The following is a 22,289-nucleotide window of genomic DNA, read 5'->3' on the forward strand; positions in this document are numbered from 1 at the left end:
ATCGGCAGCCGCGCATGGCGATATGTCCTCACTCAGGGTGTCCACGCCCTGGCTCGACGAGACCGGCGGTGAGAGTTCCTGGCTCCCGGGGCGTGTGGTGCCCCGGTGACAGTGGCGGGACCGCGCCGGACTCGCACCGGCTTCCTCTCCTGCCGCCGTATTGGCCCCGGCAGTCCACCACGCGCCCCGAACACCCGTCAACTTGCTCTTGACCTGCGATGCAGCGGTGTGCTGAGCCCCACACCGCCGAAATATCGTCAGCCACCCGAATCGGCGCCTTTCGTGCTCATTCCTGACGGGCAACCTGGGAACACTTAGGGGAGCGGCGGGACGAACGCGGAGAGCGCCGACGAGCGGCATTGGGTGTTTCGTTGCGGGGAGACGACCCTGGTGTGGCCGGCCTTCGCTGCCCCGGGCAGCGGGGGAACACGGCGCTCGGGAGCGTCGCGGTGAGGACGCCGGGTCGGGGCGCTGACTGATGAGCGGAGGTCGGTGTGGTCGGCAGGGTGGGGTCGGTGCGTGTGTGGCGGAAGAGCAGTCATTCGGGAGGTGACAACACCGACTGTGTCGAAGTGGCCGTGGAGGGGGCGCACATACTGGTGCGTGACTCGAAACGGCGCACCGGCCCGGTGCTCGTCTTTCGCCGTACCGCGTGGTGTGGTTTGCTGGCTGGACTCGAGGACCCGGCGGTGGACGGTTTCTGAAGGTCCGTCCAGAGGGCGGGAGGGGCTCGCATGGGGGACAGTGCCAAGGAAGTGCCGGCGCGGGCGGGAGGTCCCTACAGCCCGCGAACCGCGCTGTCGGCCGCGGCCCCGCTGGCGCTCTTCTCCTTGACCACGGGGGTGTTCGCCGTGGGCATCGGAGCGCTCGCCGCCCTGCTCGTGCCGGGATCCACGGCACGGGCCCTGGTGTGGTTGGTGGTGACGATCGTCGCGGCGGCCTGCGCCGGCCTGTGGTGGGGCCTCACCCCGGTCACGGAACGTCTCCGTGTTCTCGACCGGGCTGCGGCGACGGTTCGTCCACGGGGCTCGGGGACCCGCTGACCTCCGGGAGTCGCGCCGCTCCCGGTCGGCCGCGCAGGGCCCGGCCGACCTGTGCGGCGAGGGCGGTGACGACGGCCGCGCCGAGCGCTCCCAGTACCGTCTCGGTCAGGGGGGTCAGGGCGTCCGGCCCGAGGTGGGGCGCCACCCGGGCCGACACGGCGATGCCGAGCAGCAGCACGCTGCCGCATGTGGTGCCCAGCAGCAGACGGGTGGGGGACAGGTGCATTCCGCCCTCGCCGCGGAAGTCCCGTTCCTGGGGTAGGGGCCCCGCCTCGTCGGGGAGGGGCCTCGCCTCGTCCGGGGCGGCGGCTGCCGCGGGGGAGCCGGGCGGTTCACCCGCCGCCGGGAAGCGGAACACGCGCAGCTGCCTGCACCATTCAAGGAACCCGAGCACCGCCATGGGTCTTCCTCCCCGTTGTCCGCCCGGGCCGTCCTTCCCGGGCTTCAGCTGTTGCCGAGACTCTCCTTGACCGCGTCGATCAGTTCGATCATCCGGTCGCCCTCGTACGCCTTGGTGCTGATGTCCTCGAAGCACTCCTGATAGCGGGCCGTGAGACCGAGGTCGTCGCGGTTGGCCACGCTGCCGGTGGCGCCTTCCAGGTAGAGCAGGTCGTCGCCGTCCGTGAAGCCGAGCAGGGTGAAGGACGCGCCCATGCTGTAGTGCGCGCCGGCCGTGAACGGCAGTAGGCGCAGGGTGACCCGGGGATGCCGGGAGATCGTCTTGAGGTGCTCCAGCTGACGGCGCATCACCCCGGGCCCGCCGATGACCCGTCGGACGACCGCCTCGTCCAGGACGATGTGCACGTCCGGCCCGTTGTTCCCGTCGAAGATCCGTTCCTGTCGGGTCGCGCGCAGTTCCGCCGAGCGGCGGGCCAGGTCCCCGTTCTCGCGCGGCGCGAGCTGGGCCAGTGTGTAGTCCTCGATCTGCAACAGCGAGGAGACGACGGACGGGTGGTAGAAGCGGATCGAGGTCGCGGCGCTCTCGTAGCCCAGGTACTGGGCGAACTGCGGCCGCACCATGTCGTTGTACGGCGCCCACCAGGACGGTCCCTTCGACCCGCGGGCGGCCTCTTCGAGCTCGGCCACCAGCTGCGGGTCGGTGACGTGGTACAGCTGGAGCAGTGCGCGCAGGTCGGTGACGCTCAGGCTGACCGTCCCGGCCTCCAGGCGGATCAGCTTGGACAGGGACCACTCCAGCGCGTCGGTGGCCTCCCGCTGGGTCAGACCGGCGTCCTCGCGTGCCTTGCGCAGTTCGATGCGGAGCCTGCGTCGGTTCAGGCTCGGATCGATGTCCCTGGCCATGTCGCTCCTTGCCACACGTCGTCCTGGACTGGTCGGGCGGCCGACGTCGAGCAGCAACTCACCCACTAGACTAGGTGAGTTGGGCGTGGGCGGCCAGACACCTGCGTTCTGACACCTGTCTTTTCGACGTGGTCGCGATGCGGTGTAGAACGTAGCAAACCGGTATATGCCCAACCAAAAAGCCAAGCTCCCGCAGTGAGGATCACTGCGGGAGCTTGACGTGGAGAGTCCGGGCGGACGGACGCGCGTCGTGCGGGGTCAGGACACGATCAGATAGATCCCGTACGCCACCGCCGCCGCGCACGCCGCGAAGCAGGCGTACGCGCCGGTGACCGCGAGGGCGGCGCCGCCCCGGGGCGACCCCTTCTTCGCGAGGCCCACGACGCCCAGGGTGAACAGGCCCACCAGGGCCACGGTGACCACGAGGCTGACGCCGAAGACGGAGCCGAGTGCTGCCCAGTCGATCTTCATGAGGGGTGTGCTTCCTTAAACCGTCGCGGGGCTGGTCGGCTCCGCGGAGGAGTCGGGGGTCCGGGCCGGGATGGTGGCCTTCGGACCGGTGCTCTGGGCCGGGATCGTGGCCTTCGGTCCGGTCGGGTCGGTGGCCGGGTCCGTGGCGGTGTCGGCCGTGGCGAGCGGACCCGCCGGGGGCGGGCTCACCGCGGCGATGGCCGTCGTGACGACGCCCGCGGGCTCCGCCTCGACGTCGTTGACGTTCTCGACCGTGACCGGCTTGCGGCGGGACAGGCTCCAGATGACGGCGGCACCCGCGATCAGCAGCACACCGGTGGCGGCGGTGCCCCATGTGCCCTGCTTGGTGAGGAGTTCGGCGCCCGCGCCGACCAGGCCGGCGGCCGGGAGGGTCAGGCCCCAGGCGGCGAACATCCGGGTCGCGGTGGACCAGCGGACCACACCGCCCTTGCGGCCGAGGCCGGCGCCCATGACGGCACCGGAGCACACCTGGGTGGTGGAGAGCGAGAAGCCGATGTGCGAGGAGGCGAGGATCGCGGTCGCCGCGCTGGTCTGGGCGGCGAAGCCCTGCTGCGGAGCCAGGTCGGTCAGACCCTTGCCCAGGGTGCGGATGATGCGCCAGCCGCCCAGGTAGGTGCCGAGCGCGATGGCCAGGCCGGCGGAGATGATGACCCAGGTGGGAGGGTTCGAGCCGGGGGCGATGACGCCGCCGGTCACGAGCGCGAGGGTGATGATGCCCATCGTCTTCTGGGCGTCGTTGGTGCCGTGCGCCAGGGAGACCAGACCTGCCGACGCGATCGACCCGGCGCGGTAGCCCTTCGCGGTCGCCTTCTCGTCGGCGCGGCTGCCGACGGCGTAGGACAGGCGCGTCGCCAGCATGGCGGCGAGTCCCGCCACGATCGGTGCGGCGACCGCGGGGATCAGGACCTTGGTGACGATCGTCGAGCCGTTGACGGCGGACCAGCCGGCCGAGGAGACGGCGGCGCCGATCAGACCTCCGAAGAGAGCGTGGGAGGAGCTGGAGGGCAGGCCCAGAAGCCAGGTCAGCAGATTCCAGAGAATGGCGCCCACCAGGGCCGCGAAGATCACTTCGACGCGGATGCCCTGTTCGTTGATGATGCCGCCGGAGATGGTCTTGGCGACCTCGACGGAGAGGAAGGCGCCGACGAGGTTCAGCACGGCGGACATCGCCACCGCCGCCTTGGGCCTCAGGGCGCCGGTCGAGATGGTCGTCGCCATCGCGTTGGCAGTGTCGTGGAAACCGTTCGTGAAATCGAACGCGAGAGCGGTGACGATCACGATTCCGAGGAGGAGCGTGATGTGTTCCATTTACCCAGGCTTCTGTGGGAGGTCAGTGGCAAGTGGACCGTAGGCAACCTGGATGAACAGAAGATGAACTGATGTATACCTGGGGGTGTATCAAACGGGCTATCGTCCCTCGGGTTACGGCGGGCAGCGACACCCTTGCTCTCGAACGAAGGCGGAACTTCGGCCTCCGGAGGCCCGGGTGAGGCCCTCGGCCGGCCTTGGCGAACCTCTTCAGCCGGTCAGGCGACCGTTGAAGAGATTTCGGTCACCCGGCGGGCTGCCGGATGACGCCCGCGCCGGGCGCCGGTCCCCGACGCCGGACCCCCGGCCGTGTGGGGGCCCGTCAGGGCGACCGCCGCCGCGACCGCCGCCGCTGCGGCGCCGGGCCCACAGTCCGCCCGGCCGGCGGTGGACCCGGCGCCCGCCTGGGAGGATCGCGGCATGGCTGAGCAGCGGCGTGACGCACGGGACACGGACAAACGGGACACACGGGACGACGTGCGTGAGCAAGCCGGGCCGGGGACGCCCGGCCCGCAGGACGAGGTCACACGGGCCTGGGTCGAGCTCGTCGCGACCGCACGCCGGACCGTGGCCGACGGACTGGTCGTCGGCACATCCGGCAACGTCTCCGTACGCGTCGGCGACACCGTGCTGGTCACTCCCACCGGAGTGCCGTACGAACGGCTGGCGCCCGGCGACGTCGTCGCGGTCGACCTCGACGGCCGGCAGGTGCTCGGCTCCCTGCGGCCGACGAGCGAGCTGCCGATGCACCTCGCCGTCTACCGCGCCACCGGAGCGCGGGCGGTCGTCCACACGCACGCCGTGCACGCGACGGCCGTCTCCACCCTGGTACCGGAGCTGCCGCTGATCCACTACATGGCGGGAGCGCTCGGTGGCGCGGTCCGGGTGGCCCCCTACGCGACCTACGGCACCGAGGAGTTGGCCGAGAACATGCTCGGCGCCCTGAGGGACCGCACCGCGTGCCTCCTGGGGAACCACGGCACGATCGCCTACGGATCGTCGCTCACCCAGGCGTACGACCGCACGGCACAGCTGGAGTGGATGTGCCGGCTGTGGCTGACGGCGTCGTCGGTGCCGGGCCTCACCCCGGCGCTCCTCACCCGGGAACAGCTGGCGAAGGCTGAGGAGCGTCTGCGGGGGTACGGGCAGCAGTAGCAGCAGTGGAAGGGGACGGCGACCGGGAACGCACGGTGCGCCCCCGCACAGCGCCCGTGCCGTCCTCCCGCTGGCCGGGGGCGACCTCCAACGGGAGACTGGACAAGTGCGCACTGTGAAAGCGGCGGCCGCAGCCGCCACCGTAGCCATCGCCGCGGGCGCGGCCGGGATCGCCGTGGGCCGCTTCGCCAGCAACGCCGCGCTCAAGGCCCCGCCGGGCCGCCCGCTGCCCACCGAACCCCGCCTCACCGTGCACTCCACGGCGGCCGGTCGGATCGCGCTCACCCGCGACCTGGCCTCCCGGCGCCCCGGCTTCTACGGCCTGTCCGGGGACGGCTCCCACGCGGTGGTCGGCCCGGTTCTGAACTCCGCCCCCCACTCCGCCGACACCGTCGTACGCCGCCTGGAGCGCGTCAGCCACGGCACCTTGGAACCCGGCGACAGGGCGTGGCTCACCCCGAACCTGTACATCGGCGACCCAGGCACCGCCCTCGGCCTCGACCACACCGACGTCGACGTGCCGGGTGAACTCGGAGCACTGCCCGCCTGGTTCGTACCCAGCGTCCGCGACACCTGGGTGATCACCGTGCACGGGCTCGGCACCACCCGGGAACAGCCGATGAACGTGATGGAGTTCCTCCACCGCCACCAGTTCCCGGTGCTCGACCTCGCCTACCGCGGCGACCCCGGGGCACCGCGCCCCCTGGACGGCCTGAACCACCTCGGCGAGAGCGAGTGGCGCGACGTCGAGGCCGCCATCCGTCACGCCATGCGCCACGGCGCCGAGCGCGTCGTCCTGTACGGCTGGTCCACCGGAGCCACCATGGCCCTGCGCACCGCCACGCGCTCCACGCTGCGCGCACGGATCTCCGGACTGGTCCTCGATTCGCCCGTGCTCAACTGGGAGGCCACGCTGCGTTCCCTCGCAGCGGCCCGCCGCACCCCCGGCGCGCTGCTGCCGCTGGCCGTCCGCGCCGCCCAGGGCCGCACCGGTCTGTACGGCGACCACGTCCACGGGCCCGCCGACCCGCACCAGCTCACGGTGCCGGCCCTCATCTTCCACGGTCCCGACGACGCCGTCGCGCCCTGGGCACCCTCGCGCCGCCTCGCGGAACGCCGCAGCGACCTCGTCACCCTGCACACGGTGCGGGACGCCCCGCACGGCGCGATGTGGAACGCCGACCCCGAGGCCTACGAAGAGGCCCTGCGCCGCTTCCTGACCCCCCTCATGTGACCCACAGGCCCCCGCGGACGCGGCCCACGGGGCCCGGACGCGCCCCACGGGGCACGGGGCCCGGACGCGCCCCACGGTCCTCACCGACGCGAACCCACGGCCCGCCCCGCCCGCCGCAACCCCTTCCGCTTAGCTCCTGCCAAGGGGGCACCACCGCCTTCGCACCCCGTTTCCGGAAGCAGTGCCTTGGCCAGCCCTGTCGCCCGCGGTGACATTCCGTTTGGGTTTTCGGACCGTCAACCGGAAGACTGCACCTGTGACGTCCCGTACCCCGCGCGACTTCAGGCTCCGACTCGTCCGCCCGCGTCCCCTGGCCGCCGCTCCCCGAGCGGTGGCCCAGGGACGCTCGCGCCGCCCCGCACCCCGGCCCCCCGAGGGCACACCCCCGCCCGCGGAGCTGGCCGGGATGGCCCGTGCCCGCCTGGCCGACGCGGCCCGTGTCGCCCGCTGGGCCGACACCTCGCTCGGACCGCGTCGTGACGGCGCGACCTCCGACGGCACGGGCACCCTCCACGACGCGACCGCCGAACGAGCCGCCGCCGACCTGGGCCTGACCGCCGCTCAGGTGCGCGCCGACTGGGACACCGCCCGCCTCGCCGGCCTCGTCGAGGTGCACGGCGACATCGCCCGCCCCGGCTGGCGGCTGCGCGCCTGGAACCGTGACGACTCCGCGGTCCTGCGCGGCTGGGTCGCCCTCTTCGACGCCTGGTCGCTCGCCTACCCCGAGCCCGCCGACCGTGAGCACGCCGCCGTCGCCGAGGTCGTCTCGGCCATGCCCCAGGTGCTCTCCTTCCTCCAGCTGTCCGCCGGGCCCGTCCCCGTCGAGCAGCTCCTCGACCTCCTCGAGCAGCGGGTCACCGAACTGCGCACCGAACGGTGCGAGATCGCCTACGTACCGCCCGCCGCCCCGCACCCCTACGGCGAGAAGCTCCGCGCCACCCCCGCCGGCCCCGGGACGGCACCGGCACCGGTCCAGGACCCCGCCGAGGACACCGAGCTCGCCCCCCTGCTCGACTGGGCCCTCGACGCGCTCGCCAACGTCGGAGCCCTCACCCGCGCCGACGGGCATGCCACCCTGACACCGCTCGGCAGCTGGGCGGTCTGGGTCAAGCTGGAGCAGATCTGCGTCGCCGCGCAGAGCCCCGCCGGCAACATCGAGCAGAACGCGGAGGACATGCTGCGCGGCTGCGCCGGGCTCCGCCCGAACGCGGCCCGCGCCGAGTACCGCGCCTGGCTCGCCGCCCGCCCCGTCGGCAGTGCCGTCACCGAACTCCTGGACGCCGCGCGCGGCGAGGACGCCCTCCTGCGGGGCCTGGCCTTCGAGGCGCTGCGCGTGGTCGGGGCGCCCGCCGAACCCGATGTGCGGGCCGCCGCCGAGGAGACCACGCTGCGCCCCTACGCGCTGATCTGGCTCGCCGAGCAGGAGGGCGCCGACCCGGAGGACGCGCACGAGGTGCTCACCAGGGAGGAGGCCACCTGGCTGTGGGTCGACACGGCCGCGGCCGTCGCCGACCACGGCGAGGCCCCGCTGCTGGTGCGCCACCTGGAATCCGCCGTGCAGGCCACCGTGCCCGCGCTTCTCGACGAGGTCCGTGCGGTGGGGCACCCCCGCACCGTGCAGGTCCTGGTGGCGCTCGCCGCCGCCCACCCGGACCCGGCGCTCGCCAAGGCCGTGCGCCGTGCCGCGTTCCAGGTGCACACCGGAGGCAGCTGAGCGCCGCTCAGAGGGCCGTCTCGGGGGCGTAGGTCCCGAAGCTCCAGATGTTGCCCTCGGCGTCACGGGCCATGTACTCCCGCGAGCCGTAGTCCTGGTCCGTCGGGGGCATCAGGATGTCCGCGCCGTGCTCCGCGGCCCGCTGGTGGTGGGCGTCCACGTCGTCCACGACGACGTACACCGCGCTCGGGCCCGCCCCCTTCATGGCCTCGTCGAAGGGGCCGCCGTGGCCCTTCGAGCCGAGCATCACCGCGCCGTTGCCCTGCACCAGCTCGGCGTGCAGCACCGACCCGTCCTCGCCCTCGTACACCGACAGCTCCATGAAGCCGAACGCCTCCGTGAGCTCTCTGATGGCCGCCCTCGCGTCCGCGTACAGCAGCGTCGGGTAGATGCTCGGCCGCCTGCCGTCCATGCCCGCCATCCCGACTCACCCCTCCCGCGGTCCCGGGCGGAACCCCGGCTCCCGCAGTCCCGGCCGGAAACCCGGCCTTCTCCCAGTCTCGCACCGGGTACCGACAGCGCCTCCGCGCGCCCGCCCCGCGCCCGCCCTCCGGCGCCGGACAGCAATGAGCATCACAGTGCCGGACGACCGCGTACGGGAAAAGCGCTTGCACGCCCCCGTTAGACTGGGGCCCATGGCCATTCTCCTCGCGCATTAGACGGCGGGAACGTCCTCAGCCGTCCATCCCGCCGCCCTCCCCCAAGCTCTCGACCCCGATCGAGCAGGGAACACCAGCCCTGGAGTCTGTCCGTGATCTCCGCCTCCGGTATCGAGCTGCGCGCCGGTGCCCGCATCCTCATCGAGAACGCCAGCTTCCGTGTCGCCAAGGGTGACCGCATCGGCCTCGTCGGCCGCAACGGCGCCGGCAAGACCACCCTCACCAAGGTCCTCGCCGGCGAGGGCATCCCCGCCGCGGGCACCGTCACCCGCTCCGGCGAGGTCGGCTATCTGCCGCAGGACCCCCGCACCGGCGACCTGGACGTGCTCGCCCGCGACCGCATCCTCTCCGCGCGCGGTCTCGACGTGCTGATCCGCAGGATGCGCGAGAACGAACAGCGCATCGCCAGCGGCAAGGGCTCCACCCGCGAGAAGGCCCTGAAGCAGTACGAGCGCCAGGAGACCGAGTTCCTCACCAAGGGCGGGTACGCCGCCGAGGCCGAGGCCGCCACCATCGCCGCCGCGCTCAACCTGCCCGACCGCGTGCTGAGCCAGCCCCTGCACACGCTCTCCGGAGGTCAGCGCCGCCGTATCGAGCTGGCCCGCATCCTGTTCTCCGACGCGGACACCCTGCTGCTCGACGAGCCGACCAACCACCTCGACGCCGACTCGATCGTCTGGCTGCGCGACTACCTGAAGAGCTACCGCGGCGGCTTCATCGTGATCTCGCACGACGTGGACCTGGTCGACACGGTCGTCAACAAGGTGTTCTACCTGGACGCCAACCGCGCCGCGATCGACATCTACAACATGGGCTGGAAGCTCTACCAGCAGCAGCGCGAGGCCGACGAGAAGCGCCGCAAGCGCGAGCGGCAGAACGCCGAGAAGAAGGCCGCCGCGCTGAACGCGCAGGCGGACAAGATGCGCGCCAAGGCCACCAAGACGGTCGCCGCGCAGAACATGGCCCGCCGTGCGGACAAGCTGCTGGCCGGCCTGGAGGCCGCCCGCCAGTCCGACAAGGTGGCCAAGCTCCGCTTCCCGGAGCCCGCGCCCTGCGGCAAGACCCCGCTGATGGCCGAGGGCCTGTCGAAGTCGTACGGCTCGCTGGAGATCTTCACCGACGTCGACCTCGCCATCGACAAGGGCTCCCGGGTCGTCATCCTCGGACTCAACGGCGCCGGCAAGACCACCCTGCTGCGGCTGCTCGCGGGTGTCGAGCAGCCGGACACCGGAGCCGTCGTCCCCGGTCACGGTCTCAAGCTCGGCTACTACGCCCAGGAGCACGAGACCCTCGACGCGGACCGCACGGTCCTGGAGAACATGCGCTCGGCCGCGCCCGACATGGACCTGGTCGAGGTCCGCAAGGTGCTCGGTTCCTTCCTGTTCTCGGGCGATGACGTCGACAAGCCGGCCGGTGTGCTCTCCGGCGGCGAGAAGACCCGTCTCGCCCTCGCCACCCTCGTGGTGTCGTCCGCGAACGTGCTGCTGCTCGACGAGCCGACCAACAACCTGGATCCGGCCAGCCGCGAGGAGATCCTCGGCGCGCTGCGCACCTACAAGGGCGCCGTCGTCCTGGTCACCCACGACGAGGGCGCGGTCGAGGCGCTCCAGCCGGAGCGGATCATCCTGCTGCCCGACGGTGTCGAGGACCTGTGGGGCGCCGGCTACGCCGACCTCGTCACCCTCGCCTGACGCCCGCATCCGTGCGGTCAGCCCCGGTTGACCGCACGGATGATCCACTGCGTATGGATCATTCGGCCGATCCGTGATCCATCATCTGTGTGAGATCTCCTCGTACCGGGGTGTGTCCTACACGCAATTGACGGCCGAGCCCTTCTCTCCCAAGGGCTCGGCCGTCGCGCGTCGCTGACCTGGTGGTTCCCGGATGAACCCGTTCGGGTGTATGGACACGACCGGGCGGAATATCGGATTCCACTCGTGGGGATCCGCTCCTGTCGTCACAACCTTGTGGCACGGACCTTGCCGAATGGGTGGCCATCCCGCCCCCGAGGGGTGATCATGAGGAGACCAGAGCGCACTTCCCATGAGGAGGCACGGGTGGCCGAGACTCTGAAGAAGGGCAGCCGGGTGACCGGCGCCGCGCGCGACAAGCTCGCGGCAGACCTGAAGAAGAAGTACGACTCCGGTGCGAGCATCCGGGCACTGGCCGAGGAGACCGGCCGCTCGTATGGCTTCGTTCACCGGATGCTCAGCGAGTCGGGTGTCACGCTACGAGGGCGTGGCGGGGCGACGCGGGGCAAGAAGGCCACGACGGCCTGACGCCGGGCGGCCCATCGGCTTCGGTGGTGGCCACCCGGTCGGTCGGTTGATCGGCCGGGTGGTTACTGTGCAGTCACTTGTGGATGTCCTCGTACGGCATCCTCGTCTGACCGCACCCATCGGAGGCGCCGCATGGCTTCGCTCGACCCGGTACTCGACAAGGACGGCCCGGTCCTCGACAAGGACGGCGTACGGCTCACCGTCGACGACGCGATCGCCACGGTGACGCTGACCAACCCCGACAAGCGCAATGTGCAGAGCCCCGCTCTGTGGCGGGCGCTGGCGGAGGCCGGACGCGCGCTGCCCGGTTCCGTCCGGGTGGTCGTGCTGCGAGCCGAGGGCAAGTCGTTCTCGGCGGGGCTGGACCGTCAGATGTTCACGCCCGAGGGGATCGCCGGGGAACCGACGTTCATCGACCTCGCGCGCAGCGACGACGCCGAGCTGGACGCGACCATCGCCGGATACCAGGAGGCGTTCACCTGGTGGCGGCGCAATGACCTCGTCTCCATCGCCGCCGTGCAGGGGCACGCCATCGGGGCGGGCTTCCAGCTCGCCCTCGCCTGCGACCTGCGTGTCGTCGCGGACGATGTGCAGTTCGCCATGCGTGAGACGGGCCTGGGCCTCGTACCGGACCTCACCGGCACGCATCCGCTGGTGAGTCTGGTCGGGTACGCTCGCGCGCTGGAGATCTGTGTGACGGGCCGCTTCGTCCTGGCCGAGGAGGCCGTGTCCAGCGGACTCGCGAACATCTCCGTGCCGCGCGAGGAACTCGACGGCACGGTGGGCGACCTGGCGTCCGCGCTGCTCGCGGCGGACCGGAACGCGGTCATCGAGACCAAGACACTGCTGCGCGGGGCTCAGGAGAGGTCCTACGAGGAGCAGCGCGCCGCGGAACGGGCCGCGCAGGCCCGACGCCTGCGGGACCTGGCCGGCACCGGCGACTGAGGTACGCGGGCCCCCTCACCCGCCCGGCCGCCCCGGTGAACCGGCCCGGCTGTCCGAACGGCGCCGCCTGGCCGGGCACCGCCGAGCGGGTCGGCCGGGCGGACGTGCCCGGGCCGGCGGCGAAGGGGCGGTGGGTCGCTAGTCTAGCTAGAAGCCGTGCCGGAAGCCGCCGTCGACCGGGAGCATGATGCCCGTCAGGTACGAGGCCGCCGGGGACAGCAGGAACGCGGCGGCGCGGCCGAACTCCTCCGGGGTGCCGTAGCGGCGCAGCGGGATCCGGGACTCGTTGGCCGCGCGCGTCGCCTCCGGGTCCGCCGAGAGCGCGTCCAGTTCGCGCACCCGGTCGGTGTCGATACGGGCCGGGAGCAGCGCGACGACACGGATGCCGCGGGGGCCCAGCTCGTCCGCGAGTGACTTGGCGAAGCCGGCGAGGCCGGGGCGCAGACCGTTGGAGATCGTCAGGCCCGGGATCGGCTCGTGCACGGAACCGGACAGGACGAAACCGATGACACCGCCCTCGGTCAGCTCCGCGGCGGCCGCGCGGGCCAGCCGTACCGCGCCCAGGAACACCGACTCGAAGGCGGCCGTCCACTGCTCGTCCGTGTTGTCGGCGAGATAGCCGGGCGGCGGCCCGCCGACGCTGACGAGGATGCCGTCGAAGCCGCCGAAGTGCTCACGTGCCGCGGCGATCAGCCGGGCCGGCGCTTCCGGATCGGCGTTGTCGACGGCCAGACCCACCGCGTTCGGGCCCAGCCCGGCCGCGGCCTCGGCGGCCCCCTTCTCGTCACGACCCGTGACGACCACCTTCGCCCCGTCGGCGACGAGTTCCCGCGCGGCCGCGTTGCCCAGCCCGCGGGTGCCGCCCGTGACGACGTACACCCGGTCCTTCAGTCCAAGATCCATGGTCCCTATCCTGCCGTCCGGTCCCCCTGGAGCGCGAGGGTGGTCCCACAAGGCCCACATGTCGAACGGTGCGACCGGCTGGGTGGGACTCTGCCGCGGTCAGGCGGCGGCCGGTGCCGGTTCCTGCGCCGGCTGCCGCGCCGCCGCGGCGCGTTCGCGGGCCTCCCGGCGGGCCAGGACGAACCAGCCGAAGGGAACGCCCGCCGAGAACAGCCACCACTGGACGGCGTAGGCCATGTGCGGGCCGATGTCACTGTGCTCCGGGTCGGGCAGCAGTTCGGGGCTGCCGCCCTTCGGGGCGGGTGAGGTCAGCTCGATGTAGCCGCCGAGGACCTGCTTGCCGAGGCGCTGCGCCTGCTGCTCGCTGCCGATCAGCATGACCTGGCGGGCCGGCAGGCCCCGCACGTTCTTGATGCCGCTTTCCGCGGTGGTCTCGTCCGGCATCAGACGGCCCGTGACGGTGACCTCACCCCGCGCGGGTGCCGGGATCCTGGGGAAGTCGGTCTGCGCGCCGTTCGCCGGGATCCAGCCCCGGTTGACCATGAGGACCTTCCCGTCGTCGAGGACGAAGGGGGTCAGGACGTGGTAACCGACCTCGCCGTCGGAGTTGGTGCGGCGGCGCACCACGACCTCCTGGGCCGGGTCGAAGGCACCCTTCGCCGTCACCCGGCGGTACAGGTCCTCGTGCTGGACCTTCGACCCGGGCGCGGTCAGCGACTCCGCCGGGACCGGCGCCGCCGCCAGCGAGTCGGTGATCACCTTGTTCAGCGCGACCTTGTGCTCGTGGCGGTGCAGCTGCCAGAAGCCCAGCTCGATCATCGTCGGGATGAGCGCGACGGCGACAAGGGTGAGGATCACCCATTGCCGGGACAACAGGAAGCGGTACACCCCACGACGGTACATCTCGGGACGTGGTGCGCCGTCACGGGGGTGTCTCAGACCCGGTCGACGATCCCCGCCTTCCCTTCGGCGCGGGCGCAGAACCCCCAGGGGGCAACCCTGGGGGCACGCGCCCGGGGGCAACCGGGCGCTACACACCTGAAGGGTGCAGCTTCAGATGCGGATTCATCGTACGCGTTTGGTGCGTCAGTACGTCCAAATGTATTCGAAATACCGTCTCAAATAATTAATGGATAGTAAGTCACTGTAGGGAGTGTGTGGCAAAAGAAGAGTGCTTGACAGATGGTGTCTGATGCTCCGGTCCTCGGTGAGGACCAGGCGGACGAGATCCTTGAACTGATGGACTTGAAATGACCCCTACGCCGACCAGGCGTCATACCTGGCTAGCGCGGCGCTGTCAGCTTGCGAGCACCTTCCGGGTGGCTGACCATGCCGCTTATGACACGTTGCGAAGTGTGCGGGAATGACTACGAGCTAGCATTCACCGTGGAGACCCAGGACGGTGCTCGTCACGTCTTCGATTCGTTCGCCTGCGCCATCCATCGCATGGCACCCATCTGCGAGCACTGTCGTGTGCAGATCATCGGTCAGGGCGTCGAGGTCGACGGACACTTCTACTGCGGAGCCCACTGCTCCCGTGCGGAGGGGAAGGTGGGAATCGTCGACAAGGTTGGATCGCCAGCATAGGAAGTGGCCCTCCCCCCGCGGGAGGGGTCGCTTTCTCGTTTCAGGCGGTGTGGAACACCGGCTCGACCCGCGCGGGATCGAACCTGCCTCCCCGGCTCTTGGCCGGGTGAATGAGCACCGCCCGGAGCACCGAACGAGTGCCACCCGGGACGGCGTGGTACGCGCGGTCTGCCAGCAGCTCGTTCTTGCGAGCGTTCAGGTCGTCCAAGGCCATGACGTACGAGGCGGCCCGGACCTTCTTGGCCTTCCAGAGCGCCTGAAGCTCGGTGATCTCGCCCTCGACCCCTGCAAGCACCACTCCACCAGACCACGGCTCGGCGGCCTCCGGGACCTGCTTCTGCTGGCCCTGAGCACCTGATGCCAAACGAGATCCTGGATCAGCTCGTCAAGCTGTGGGCCGTCGATGGACAGGCCGCCGCAGTGCTCGGGACGCTGCTTGTTGCAGTTGTAGTTGTAGCCCGGCGTACGCTCACCCTTTTTCCACTTGGGGTGCCCCTTGAGGGTGGCGCCGCACCGGCCGCACCGTGCAATGGCGCTCAGCAGGTAGCTGACGTTTGATCGGGGTTCTTGGCATCCCGGCCCTTCAGCTTTTGCAGCAAATACCAGGTGTCGAGCGTGGAGAAGATCGGTTCCCGGTCGCCCATGACGAGCTCGTTGTCGTCGTCATAGATGATCTCCTCGTTATAGGTGCGGATAGCCCAGTTCCGCGGAGCAAGGATCAGGGCCTTAGTGCCACCCCAAGTGAAGTGCTTGCCGGTGGCAATGTTGACCACGTTTTCTTCGGCGAGCCACTTCATGATCGTGGCTACACGATCACCGGCGAGGTACTTCTCTACTTCTTACGTATCGGGGCAGTCTCAGGGTTCAGCTTGCTGGGATCATCCTCCAACCACCCGAAGATCAGACCCCGCGCGTGAGACTGGCCCTTCTTGGCCTTGGTCACGTTCGCCCGGATCACGCGGCGTCTGGTGTCCTCGCTGCTCTTGTTGCCGGTGTTGACGAAGAGGCGGGCCGAGAACCGGCCGTCCGATGTGGTGAGGTCGAAGTTCTGTCCCGAGAGGGTCTTGAAGATCAGAGTCAGGGGCCGCCGAGCGCGTGCTCCGCGGCGAGCGCCTCCTTGCCCGCCGCGGGGGCGGGCTTGTCCACCGCCGGTTCGACGTCTCGCAGCAGCTGGCCGAACGCGGCCTCGTCCACCACCGGCGTGCCGTACTGCCGGGCCTTGACCACCTTGGAGGTGCCCGAGTCCGGATCGTTGGTGACGAGCAGGCTCGTCAGCCGGGACAGGCTCGTCGCGACATGCAGACCGGCCTCCGTCGCGCGGTCCTCCAGCAGCTCCCGGTCGACCGACGTGTCCCCGGAGAAGGCGACCCGCATGCCCTGCTTGAGTCGTTTGCCCGCTTCATACCGTCCCGGGTTGGGATAGGGGCACGCAGGCCTTTTGCGGGAGGGGCGCCAGCTGCCGGGCCGATAGCCCCCGTAACCGCCCGCCTGCTGTCCGATGCGCGGTGCGGGCCGGTCCGCCCATTCGGTCAGCGGCCGGCACTCGTGCAGGGGCAGCCGCAGACCTCCCGCCGCCGCGGCCCGCAGACTGGGTCGGAAGGCCTCCGCCAGCACGCGCGCGTCGTCGAGCGCGTGGTGTGCGCGCTGCTGGACGACGCCGAAGTGCGCCGCCAGCGACTCCAGCTTGTGGTTGGGCAGCGGGAGGCCCAGTTCCTTGGAGAGCACGATGGTGCACAGCCGCTGGCGCACCGGCGCCTCGCGCCGCGCACGCGCGTACTCCCGCGCGATCATCTGCCAGTCGAAGACCGCGTTGTGCGCGACGAGCACCCGGTCCGCCAGCCGGGAGGCGAACTCCTCGGCGATGTCCCCGAAGAGCGGGGCGCCTTCCAGCATCTCGCTCGTCAGGCCGTGGATCCACACCGGGCCCGGATCGCGCTCCGGGTTGACCATCGTGTACCAGCGGTCCTCGACCTCGCCGCGCGCGTCCAGCCGGTAGACGGCCGCGGAGATGACCCGGTCGTCCCGGGCCAGGCCGGTGGTCTCCACGTCAACGACCGCGTATCCCTTCGGATACGCGGTCGGCCACGCTGTGGGGGAGGACGCTGCGGTCGTCCGGTCTTCGAGCATGGTCAACGAGGATACGGGCCACGACTGACAGCGCCGTCCCCGCCCGGGCCGTCGAAGCCCGTCGCGGGACCCCGATCGCGGGGCGCGCGCAACCCCTCATCGCCCCAGCGGAGTTCACTCCGGCCGGGCGAACGCGCGCCCTCGGCCGTCCGCAGGACCGCGGGGGTGCGGCACGGCGCCGGACACAACTCCGGTCCTGAGTGGCCAAGTTGGCCGAGAGACGAGCGGAAGTGCGCGCATCGGCGCTCGGAGTGCCCGCCTGCGGGGCGCCGAGTCAGCGGCGCTCCGCCCTGGAACGGCACGACCGGGACAAGGAGAGCGGAGCCCTCCGTCGCCCTCCGTCGGCGTGGCCCGCCGTCCTTCCCCGCTCGGAATGAGACCCTCCCGGCGTGAACGATGCAGTACCCGGCGGAGCGCCCGCGGGCGGCCCGGCCCACGAAGAGGCGCATGACGGCGCGCTCGGCTCGCGGCTGAACTGGCTGCGGGCCGCGGTGCTGGGCGCGAACGACGGCATCGTCTCCACCGCGGGTCTCGTCGTCGGCGTCGCGGGCGCCACGACCGACCGCACCGCGCTGCTGACGGCGGGACTGGCGGGTCTGCTGGCCGGGTCCATGTCGATGGCGGTGGGCGAGTACGTGTCCGTGTCGACGCAGCGGGACTCGGAGAAGGCAGCGCTGGCCCTGGAGCGGCGGGAGCTGAAGGAGCAGCCGGAGGAGGAGCTCGACGAGCTGACGGAACTGCTGGAGCGGCGGGGCCTGTCACGGGAGGTGGCCCGCGAGGCGGCCACCCAGCTGACGGCCCGGGACGCGCTGCGCGCCCACGCGCGCGTGGAGCTCGGCATCGACCCCGACCAACTGGCCAACCCGTGGCACGCGGCAGGGGCCAGCTTCCTCGCCTTCACGGTGGGCGCCCTGCTGCCGCTGCTGGCCATCGTGCTGCCGCCCGCGGCCTGGCGGCTCCCCGTGACGGTGGTGTCCGTCCTGGCCGCCCTGGTCGTCACCGGCTGGACCAGCGCAGGCCTGGGCGCGGCGAAGCCGGGCCGCGCGGTGGCGCGGAACGTGGCGGGCGGGGCGCTGGCGATGGGGATCACATACGCGGCGGGGAAGCTGCTGGGGGCGGCAGGGGTGTGAGGGACGGTCCCGCGCCGCACCGCGTCCGCCGGCCGCCGCGCGCCCCCCGGCCGAGGCACCCTCGGCGCGCCACCGGAGGCCGACGGCGTACCGTGAAGTGTGCTCGACACCCCTGAGCGCCATCTGGAATGATCGCACGAGAAAGATCCTCGCCATGCGCGCCACCACCATCCACGCCCCCTACGACATGCGGGTGGAGGACGTGCCCGAGCCGGTGGTGCAGCTGCCCACCGACGCGGTCGTCCGCGTGCTGCGCGCCTGTATCTGCGGCAGCGACCTGTGGGCGTACCGCGGTGAGGCCTCCCGGCAGCCGGGACAGCGGATCGGGCACGAGTTCCTCGGCTTCGTGGAGGAGACCGGCTCCGACGTCGCCGGCGTCCGGCGCGGCGACCTCGTCGTCGCGCCCTTCATGTGGTCCGACGGCGTCTGCGACTACTGCCGTGAGGGACTCACCACCTCCTGCGAGCACGGTGGCTTCTGGGGCGCGGTCGGCTACGACGGAGGCCAGGGCGAGGCCGTGCGCGTCCCCTTCGCCGACGGCACCCTCGTCCGGCTGCCCAAGGAGGCCGCCTCGGACGAACGGATGCTGTCCGCGCTGCTGACGCTCTCCGACGTCATGGGCACCGGGCACCACGCCGCCCTCGGCGCGGGAGCCCGCCAGGGTGCCACGGTCGCCGTGGTCGGGGACGGGGCCGTCGGACTGTGCGCCGTGCTGGCCGCCAAGCGGCTCGGCGCCGAGCGGATCATCGCCCTGGGACGCCACGAGGCACGTACGGACATCGCCCGCCGCTTCGGCGCCACCGACGTCGTCGCCGAACGCGGGGACGCCGCCGTGGAGGCCGTCCGGGAGCTGACCCGTGGGCAGGGCGCGCACGCCGTCGTCGAGGCCGTCGGCACCGAGCAGTCGATGCGGACCGCCGTGAACATCACCCGCGACGGCGGCGCCGTCGGCTTCGTCGGTGTCCCGCACGGCAGCGGTACCGGACTCGACCTGGGGGTCATGTTCGACCGCAACATCGCCCTGCGCGGCGGCGTCGCGCCGGTGCGCGCCTACATCCCCGAGCTGCTGCCCGACGTCCTCGACGGCACCATCGACCCCTCGCCGGTCTTCGACCGTACGGTCGACCTGGCGGGTGTGCCCGACGGCTACAAGGCGATGGACGAGCGCGCGGCTCTGAAGGTGCTCGTCATGGGCAGCTGAGCGCAGCGGCCCCGGCAACGCGGCGCCCGCCTTCGGAGGCGGGCGCCGCGGCGCTTGCGGCGGACCCAGACACGGCGAACGGAACCGCGTGCGGCAGCCGATCCCGCCGGCCCCGGGCCGTTCAGCCTTGCGACGAGGCCGTAGGCCATCGGGCCGGGTCCTGGCCCCACCGCCCGGGCGGTCGCGTCCAGTCGGACGGTCCGCCCGTGAAACGCACCGGCGACAGGGCGTATCGCAGCCGGCCCAGTGCGCTGTCGGTGTCCCCGAGCCAGGGCTCCGGGCCGTCGTACGCCACTGGAGCCGCCGGACCGTCCTGCGCGGCACCGGCCCGCTCCGCTCGCCGGTCCCTCCCGTCCGTCAGCCAGGCCGCCGTCCGTGCGAGCGACAGCCTCACGACCCGGGTGCCGCCCTCCTCCGTCTGCTCGGTGAGGGACCGCAGGACCGCGGCGGCCAGCAGATATCCCGTGCCGTGATCCAGGGCCTGTGCGGGCAGGGCCCCCGGCCGCTCCATCGAACCCTCGGTCACCGCGATCCCGGTGGCGACCTGCACCAGGCTGTCGAAGCCCCGTCGCTCGCCCCAAGGCCCGTACGCGCCCCACGCCGACAACTGAGCCACCACCAGCCCGGGCCGCCGCTCCGCGAGTTGCTCCGCGGCGAGACCGAACCGGTCGAGCGCATCGGGCCGGTAGCCGGTGACGACGACGTCCGCCTGCGTCAGCAGTTCCTCGAAGGTCCGCCGGTCCGCGGGTGCCCTCAGATCGAGGGCGGCGGAACGCTTCCCGATGTCCATGTCGGCGTGCTGGTCGGGGAGTTCGGGCAGGCGCGGGCTGTCGATCCGCAGCACCTCCGCGCCGAGCAGCGCCAGCGTGCGCGTGGCCACCGGACCCGCGATCACCCTGGTGAGGTCCAGGACGCGAAGGCCCGCGGCGGGTAGCAGCGGCACACCGTCGAGCGCCGGGAGCGGGCGTACGGGCGCCCTGTCGAGCCGTTCACGGCCCGCCAGCGGATGCGCGGCGACCGCACGCCCCTGCTCGTGCGCCGCCCACTCCCCGGGCGTGCGCACCGCGACCGCGAGCCCGCCGGCCGCGTAGACGCTCTCCTCCACCTCGGCGGCCGACCGCTCGGCGAGCACGGCGGCCACGGTCTCCACGGACGCGTCCCCCGTCAGTCCGAGGGCGCCGAGCAGTCGCTCGCGGTGATGGGGGTAGTTCGCGTGCGTGCGCACCCAGCCGTCCGCCGTGCGCCAGAACCGGGACAGCGGTGCGAAGGTGACCGGGCCGCGGCCGTCGACCCGCAGATGCCGCTCGCTGTGGAAGGCGGTCGCCACGGCCCCGTCGTCCACCCGGACCTCGGGCACGACCGGCAGTGCGGCCCGCCGTGCGCCCCACTCGGCGGCGGCCAGCGCACAGGCCCCTGCACAGGCCCGCGCCACCTCCCGTACGGGCAGCCGCGAGGGCAGCGCCCCCTCCCGTACCACGTGGGTGATCCCGCGCACCAGCGCCGGATCCCCACCCAGTGCCGCCCATGCCACATCCGTATCGGTCATGCGGGCACTATGCCGGGTGCACTGGATCCAACGGCGAGGGGGGCCCGGGCCCAGGCACGGGCCCCCTCCCGGAGACCGCCGTTACCTCGTGACGGCCTTCCACGCGTTCACGGTGCCCCACCCGTAGAACCCGTTGTGGTTCTTGGAGCCCTTGCACACCGCGTCGACCTTGCCGTCGCCGTCGATGTCGTACGGGTCCGTGCACGGCGTGGCGTCGGCCTCGGCGTACAGCAGTGTCTTCACCAGGGCGGCGGAGGCGTGCGGATGCGTCGACTTGACGAGGGCGGCCACGCCCGCGACATGCGGGGTCGCCATCGACGTGCCCGCCATGTAGCCCCATCTGCCGCCGGGCAGCGGGCCGAGGATCAGACCGCTGGTGGCCGGCGGGGCCGGGGCCTGGTACCTGGTGGAGTCCCCGCCGGGCGCGGCCACGTCTATGACGCCGAGGCCGTAGTTGGAGAAGGACGACTTGATGCCCTTGGCGCCGGTCGCAGCGACGGTCACCACACCGGGCAGCTGGGTCGGGATGTCGAAGCACCGATGCGGGTCGACCACCCGGTCGCTCGGCGTGCCGTCGTTGGGGGAGACCGGGTCGGTGAGGGAGTCCGCGTCCAGGTCGTAGCTCTCGTTGCCCGCGGCGGCGATGTTGACCGTGCCCTTGCGTTCCGCGTACTGCGAGGCCCGGGTGATGGCGTCGACGAGCGCCTTCTGGTCCGGGTCGTCGGTGCAGTTGAAGTACCAGGGATCGGTGTAGTAGCTGTTGTTGGTCACGTCGACGTGGTGCTCGGCCGCCCAGACGAAGCCGCAGACCACGGCCTCGGTGTAGAAGTAGCCGGCCGTCGTTGCCACCTTGATGCCGGCGACCCGCACGCCGGGCGCGACACCGGTGATGCCGACGCCGTTCTTCGCGCCCGCTATCTCCCCCGCCACATGCGTGCCGTGCGGGCTCTCCGCCGCACTCGGCCGCCAGGCCCCGTCGGCGGTGTCCGGTCTGCCCGACACACAGTTGACGGACGCGTCGCGGTCGAAGTTCGGCGCGATGTCGGGGTGCGTGTCGTCCACGCCCGTGTCGATGACGGCGACCGTGACGTCACGGCTGCCGAGCGTCTTCTCATGCGCCTTGTCCGCCTTGATGGCGGGCAGGTCCCACTGGAGGGGCTCCAGCGGATCCTGCCCGTCGGCCGCCTTGGCGCTCCTGACCTCCTCGGAGGTGAGCATGTGCGGGGTGCCCACGTCGGTCGTCGACTGCGCCGGAAGGGGCGCGTTGCGGGTGGCGCCCGCGGACTGCACTCCGCGGACCGTGCGGATGGTCCGGGCGAAGTCCGGGTTCGAGGAGTGGACGACGATCACGCCGATCCGGTCGTAGGCGACCAGGATCGAGCCGCCCGCGTCGGCGATGGCCTTCTTCACCTGCGCGGAGGTGCCCTGCCCGGGGCGTACGTTGACGACATAGCTCAGTGAGCTCGCGTCCGTGGTCGTCGCCTTCGGGGCCGTCTCCGCCGCCGAGGCGGGGACGTGGGGCAGGAAGGCGAAGGCCGACGCCATGGCCATCCCCAGCGGGACGGCGATGAGGCGGCGGGCGCGTGTGCGCTGCGCTGTCATGGTGGAGGTCTCCCGTTCGTTCGCGAAACAGCGGTACGAGCCGTGCGGGGCTCAGTTCGGCC

At 71.7% G+C, this 22,289-nt stretch carries 23 protein-coding genes, 1 pseudogene and 1 riboswitch; of the genes and pseudogenes, 10 read left to right on the top strand and 14 right to left on the bottom strand.

Annotated elements, in window-relative coordinates:
- Positions 1–72: 72 nt before the first annotated feature.
- A riboswitch (cobalamin riboswitch) is annotated at positions 73–148 on the bottom strand.
- 430 nt (positions 149–578) lie between these two features.
- Positions 579–704, top strand: a complete 126-nt coding sequence (locus ABZ823_RS13130) for a DUF397 domain-containing protein (protein WP_361658215.1) — start codon at positions 579–581, stop codon at positions 702–704.
- 74 nt (positions 705–778) lie between these two features.
- Here ABZ823_RS13130 and ABZ823_RS13135 read toward each other — a convergent pair whose 3' ends face one another.
- From ABZ823_RS13135 to ABZ823_RS13155, 5 genes are all read right to left on the bottom strand, one after another.
- Positions 779–976, bottom strand: coding sequence for a hypothetical protein (locus ABZ823_RS13135; protein WP_361658041.1), 198 nt, complete (start codon positions 974–976; stop codon positions 779–781).
- A complete protein-coding gene (locus ABZ823_RS13140; RefSeq protein WP_361658043.1) occupies positions 973–1,443 on the bottom strand; it encodes a hypothetical protein in 471 nt (156 codons plus the stop codon). The genes ABZ823_RS13135 and ABZ823_RS13140 overlap by 4 nt, the downstream gene beginning before the upstream one ends.
- Positions 1,444–1,487: 44 nt before the next feature.
- Positions 1,488–2,345, bottom strand: a complete 858-nt coding sequence (locus ABZ823_RS13145; RefSeq protein ID WP_361658045.1) for a helix-turn-helix transcriptional regulator — start codon at positions 2,343–2,345, stop codon at positions 1,488–1,490.
- 258 nt (positions 2,346–2,603) lie between these two features.
- The gene (locus tag ABZ823_RS13150) at positions 2,604–2,816 is read right to left on the bottom strand and encodes a hypothetical protein (RefSeq protein WP_361658047.1); all 213 of its coding nucleotides are present in this window, start codon (positions 2,814–2,816) and stop codon (positions 2,604–2,606) included.
- A gap of 15 nt (positions 2,817–2,831) precedes the next feature.
- Positions 2,832–4,145 (bottom strand): inorganic phosphate transporter, encoded by a 1,314-nt coding sequence (locus ABZ823_RS13155; protein WP_361658050.1) that lies wholly within the window; start codon positions 4,143–4,145, stop codon positions 2,832–2,834.
- Between the two features lie 420 nt (positions 4,146–4,565).
- Here ABZ823_RS13155 and ABZ823_RS13160 point away from each other — a divergent pair, with 420 nt between their 5' ends.
- The 3 genes from ABZ823_RS13160 to ABZ823_RS13170 all read left to right on the top strand — a co-directional run bounded on the left by ABZ823_RS13160 (position 4,566) and on the right by ABZ823_RS13170 (position 8,248).
- Entirely contained in the window at positions 4,566–5,300 is a 735-nt protein-coding gene (locus tag ABZ823_RS13160) for a class II aldolase/adducin family protein (RefSeq protein ID WP_361658053.1), read from the top strand.
- A gap of 106 nt (positions 5,301–5,406) precedes the next feature.
- Positions 5,407–6,534, top strand: coding sequence for an alpha/beta fold hydrolase (locus ABZ823_RS13165; protein ID WP_361658056.1), 1,128 nt, complete (start codon positions 5,407–5,409; stop codon positions 6,532–6,534).
- Between the two features lie 256 nt (positions 6,535–6,790).
- Positions 6,791–8,248, top strand: a complete 1,458-nt coding sequence (locus tag ABZ823_RS13170; RefSeq protein WP_361658059.1) for a hypothetical protein — start codon at positions 6,791–6,793, stop codon at positions 8,246–8,248.
- 7 nt (positions 8,249–8,255) lie between these two features.
- Here the strand turns inward: ABZ823_RS13170 and ABZ823_RS13175 are convergent, their stop codons facing one another.
- Entirely contained in the window at positions 8,256–8,669 is a 414-nt protein-coding gene (locus ABZ823_RS13175) for a VOC family protein (protein ID WP_361658062.1), read from the bottom strand.
- A gap of 330 nt (positions 8,670–8,999) precedes the next feature.
- Between ABZ823_RS13175 and ABZ823_RS13180 the strand changes: the two genes are divergently transcribed.
- The 3 genes from ABZ823_RS13180 (at position 9,000) to ABZ823_RS13190 (ending at position 12,131) form a co-directional block, all read left to right on the top strand.
- Positions 9,000–10,598 carry an ABC-F family ATP-binding cassette domain-containing protein gene (locus ABZ823_RS13180; protein WP_361658064.1) on the top strand — a complete coding sequence of 533 codons (1,599 nt, stop codon included), beginning with the start codon at positions 9,000–9,002 and terminating at the stop codon, positions 10,596–10,598.
- Positions 10,599–10,964: 366 nt separating this feature from the next.
- Positions 10,965–11,186 (top strand): helix-turn-helix domain-containing protein, encoded by a 222-nt coding sequence (locus ABZ823_RS13185; protein WP_010987827.1) that lies wholly within the window; start codon positions 10,965–10,967, stop codon positions 11,184–11,186.
- 132 nt (positions 11,187–11,318) lie between these two features.
- Complete coding sequence (locus ABZ823_RS13190) at positions 11,319–12,131, top strand: enoyl-CoA hydratase/isomerase family protein (protein ID WP_361658067.1); 813 nt, start codon at positions 11,319–11,321, stop codon at positions 12,129–12,131.
- A 147-nt stretch (positions 12,132–12,278) separates the two neighbouring features.
- On the opposite strand, the gene ABZ823_RS13195 is transcribed toward ABZ823_RS13190, so the two are convergent.
- Positions 12,279–13,034, bottom strand: a complete 756-nt coding sequence (locus tag ABZ823_RS13195) for an SDR family oxidoreductase (RefSeq protein ID WP_361658069.1) — start codon at positions 13,032–13,034, stop codon at positions 12,279–12,281.
- 99 nt (positions 13,035–13,133) lie between these two features.
- Positions 13,134–13,922 carry an SURF1 family protein gene (locus tag ABZ823_RS13200; protein WP_361658072.1) on the bottom strand — a complete coding sequence of 263 codons (789 nt, stop codon included), beginning with the start codon at positions 13,920–13,922 and terminating at the stop codon, positions 13,134–13,136.
- A 450-nt stretch (positions 13,923–14,372) separates the two neighbouring features.
- Between ABZ823_RS13200 and ABZ823_RS13205 the strand changes: the two genes are divergently transcribed.
- Positions 14,373–14,621, top strand: a complete 249-nt coding sequence (locus ABZ823_RS13205) for a hypothetical protein (protein WP_361658075.1) — start codon at positions 14,373–14,375, stop codon at positions 14,619–14,621.
- A 40-nt stretch (positions 14,622–14,661) separates the two neighbouring features.
- On the opposite strand, the gene ABZ823_RS13210 is transcribed toward ABZ823_RS13205, so the two are convergent.
- The 4 genes and pseudogenes from ABZ823_RS13210 to ABZ823_RS13225 form a co-directional block, all read right to left on the bottom strand.
- Entirely contained in the window at positions 14,662–14,985 is a 324-nt protein-coding gene (locus ABZ823_RS13210; protein WP_361658077.1) for a hypothetical protein, read from the bottom strand.
- A gap of 65 nt (positions 14,986–15,050) precedes the next feature.
- Positions 15,051–15,227, bottom strand: a pseudogene (locus ABZ823_RS13215) (recombinase zinc beta ribbon domain-containing protein); the annotation flags it as partial.
- The gene (locus tag ABZ823_RS13220) at positions 15,158–15,418 is read right to left on the bottom strand and encodes a hypothetical protein (RefSeq protein ID WP_361658080.1); all 261 of its coding nucleotides are present in this window, start codon (positions 15,416–15,418) and stop codon (positions 15,158–15,160) included. The gene ABZ823_RS13220 and the pseudogene ABZ823_RS13215, both read right to left, overlap by 70 nt.
- 280 nt (positions 15,419–15,698) lie before the next feature.
- Positions 15,699–16,748 carry a DEDDh family exonuclease gene (locus ABZ823_RS13225; RefSeq protein WP_361658083.1) on the bottom strand — a complete coding sequence of 350 codons (1,050 nt, stop codon included), beginning with the start codon at positions 16,746–16,748 and terminating at the stop codon, positions 15,699–15,701.
- 389 nt (positions 16,749–17,137) lie between these two features.
- Between ABZ823_RS13225 and ABZ823_RS13230 the strand changes: the two genes are divergently transcribed.
- Positions 17,138–17,878, top strand: coding sequence for a VIT family protein (locus ABZ823_RS13230; RefSeq protein ID WP_361658086.1), 741 nt, complete (start codon positions 17,138–17,140; stop codon positions 17,876–17,878).
- Between the two features lie 154 nt (positions 17,879–18,032).
- A complete protein-coding gene (locus ABZ823_RS13235; RefSeq protein WP_361658089.1) occupies positions 18,033–19,079 on the top strand; it encodes a zinc-dependent alcohol dehydrogenase family protein in 1,047 nt (348 codons plus the stop codon).
- Between the two features lie 121 nt (positions 19,080–19,200).
- On the opposite strand, the gene ABZ823_RS13240 is transcribed toward ABZ823_RS13235, so the two are convergent.
- Both ABZ823_RS13240 and ABZ823_RS13245 read right to left on the bottom strand, forming a co-directional pair.
- The gene (locus ABZ823_RS13240; RefSeq protein WP_361658092.1) at positions 19,201–20,625 is read right to left on the bottom strand and encodes a CoA transferase; all 1,425 of its coding nucleotides are present in this window, start codon (positions 20,623–20,625) and stop codon (positions 19,201–19,203) included.
- Between the two features lie 81 nt (positions 20,626–20,706).
- Positions 20,707–22,227, bottom strand: a complete 1,521-nt coding sequence (locus tag ABZ823_RS13245) for a S8 family serine peptidase (protein WP_361658095.1) — start codon at positions 22,225–22,227, stop codon at positions 20,707–20,709.
- Positions 22,228–22,289 lie beyond the last annotated feature (62 nt).

The sequence above is a fragment of the Streptomyces sp. NPDC047079 genome, assembly GCF_040643755.1.
Classification (GTDB): domain Bacteria; phylum Actinomycetota; class Actinomycetes; order Streptomycetales; family Streptomycetaceae; genus Streptomyces.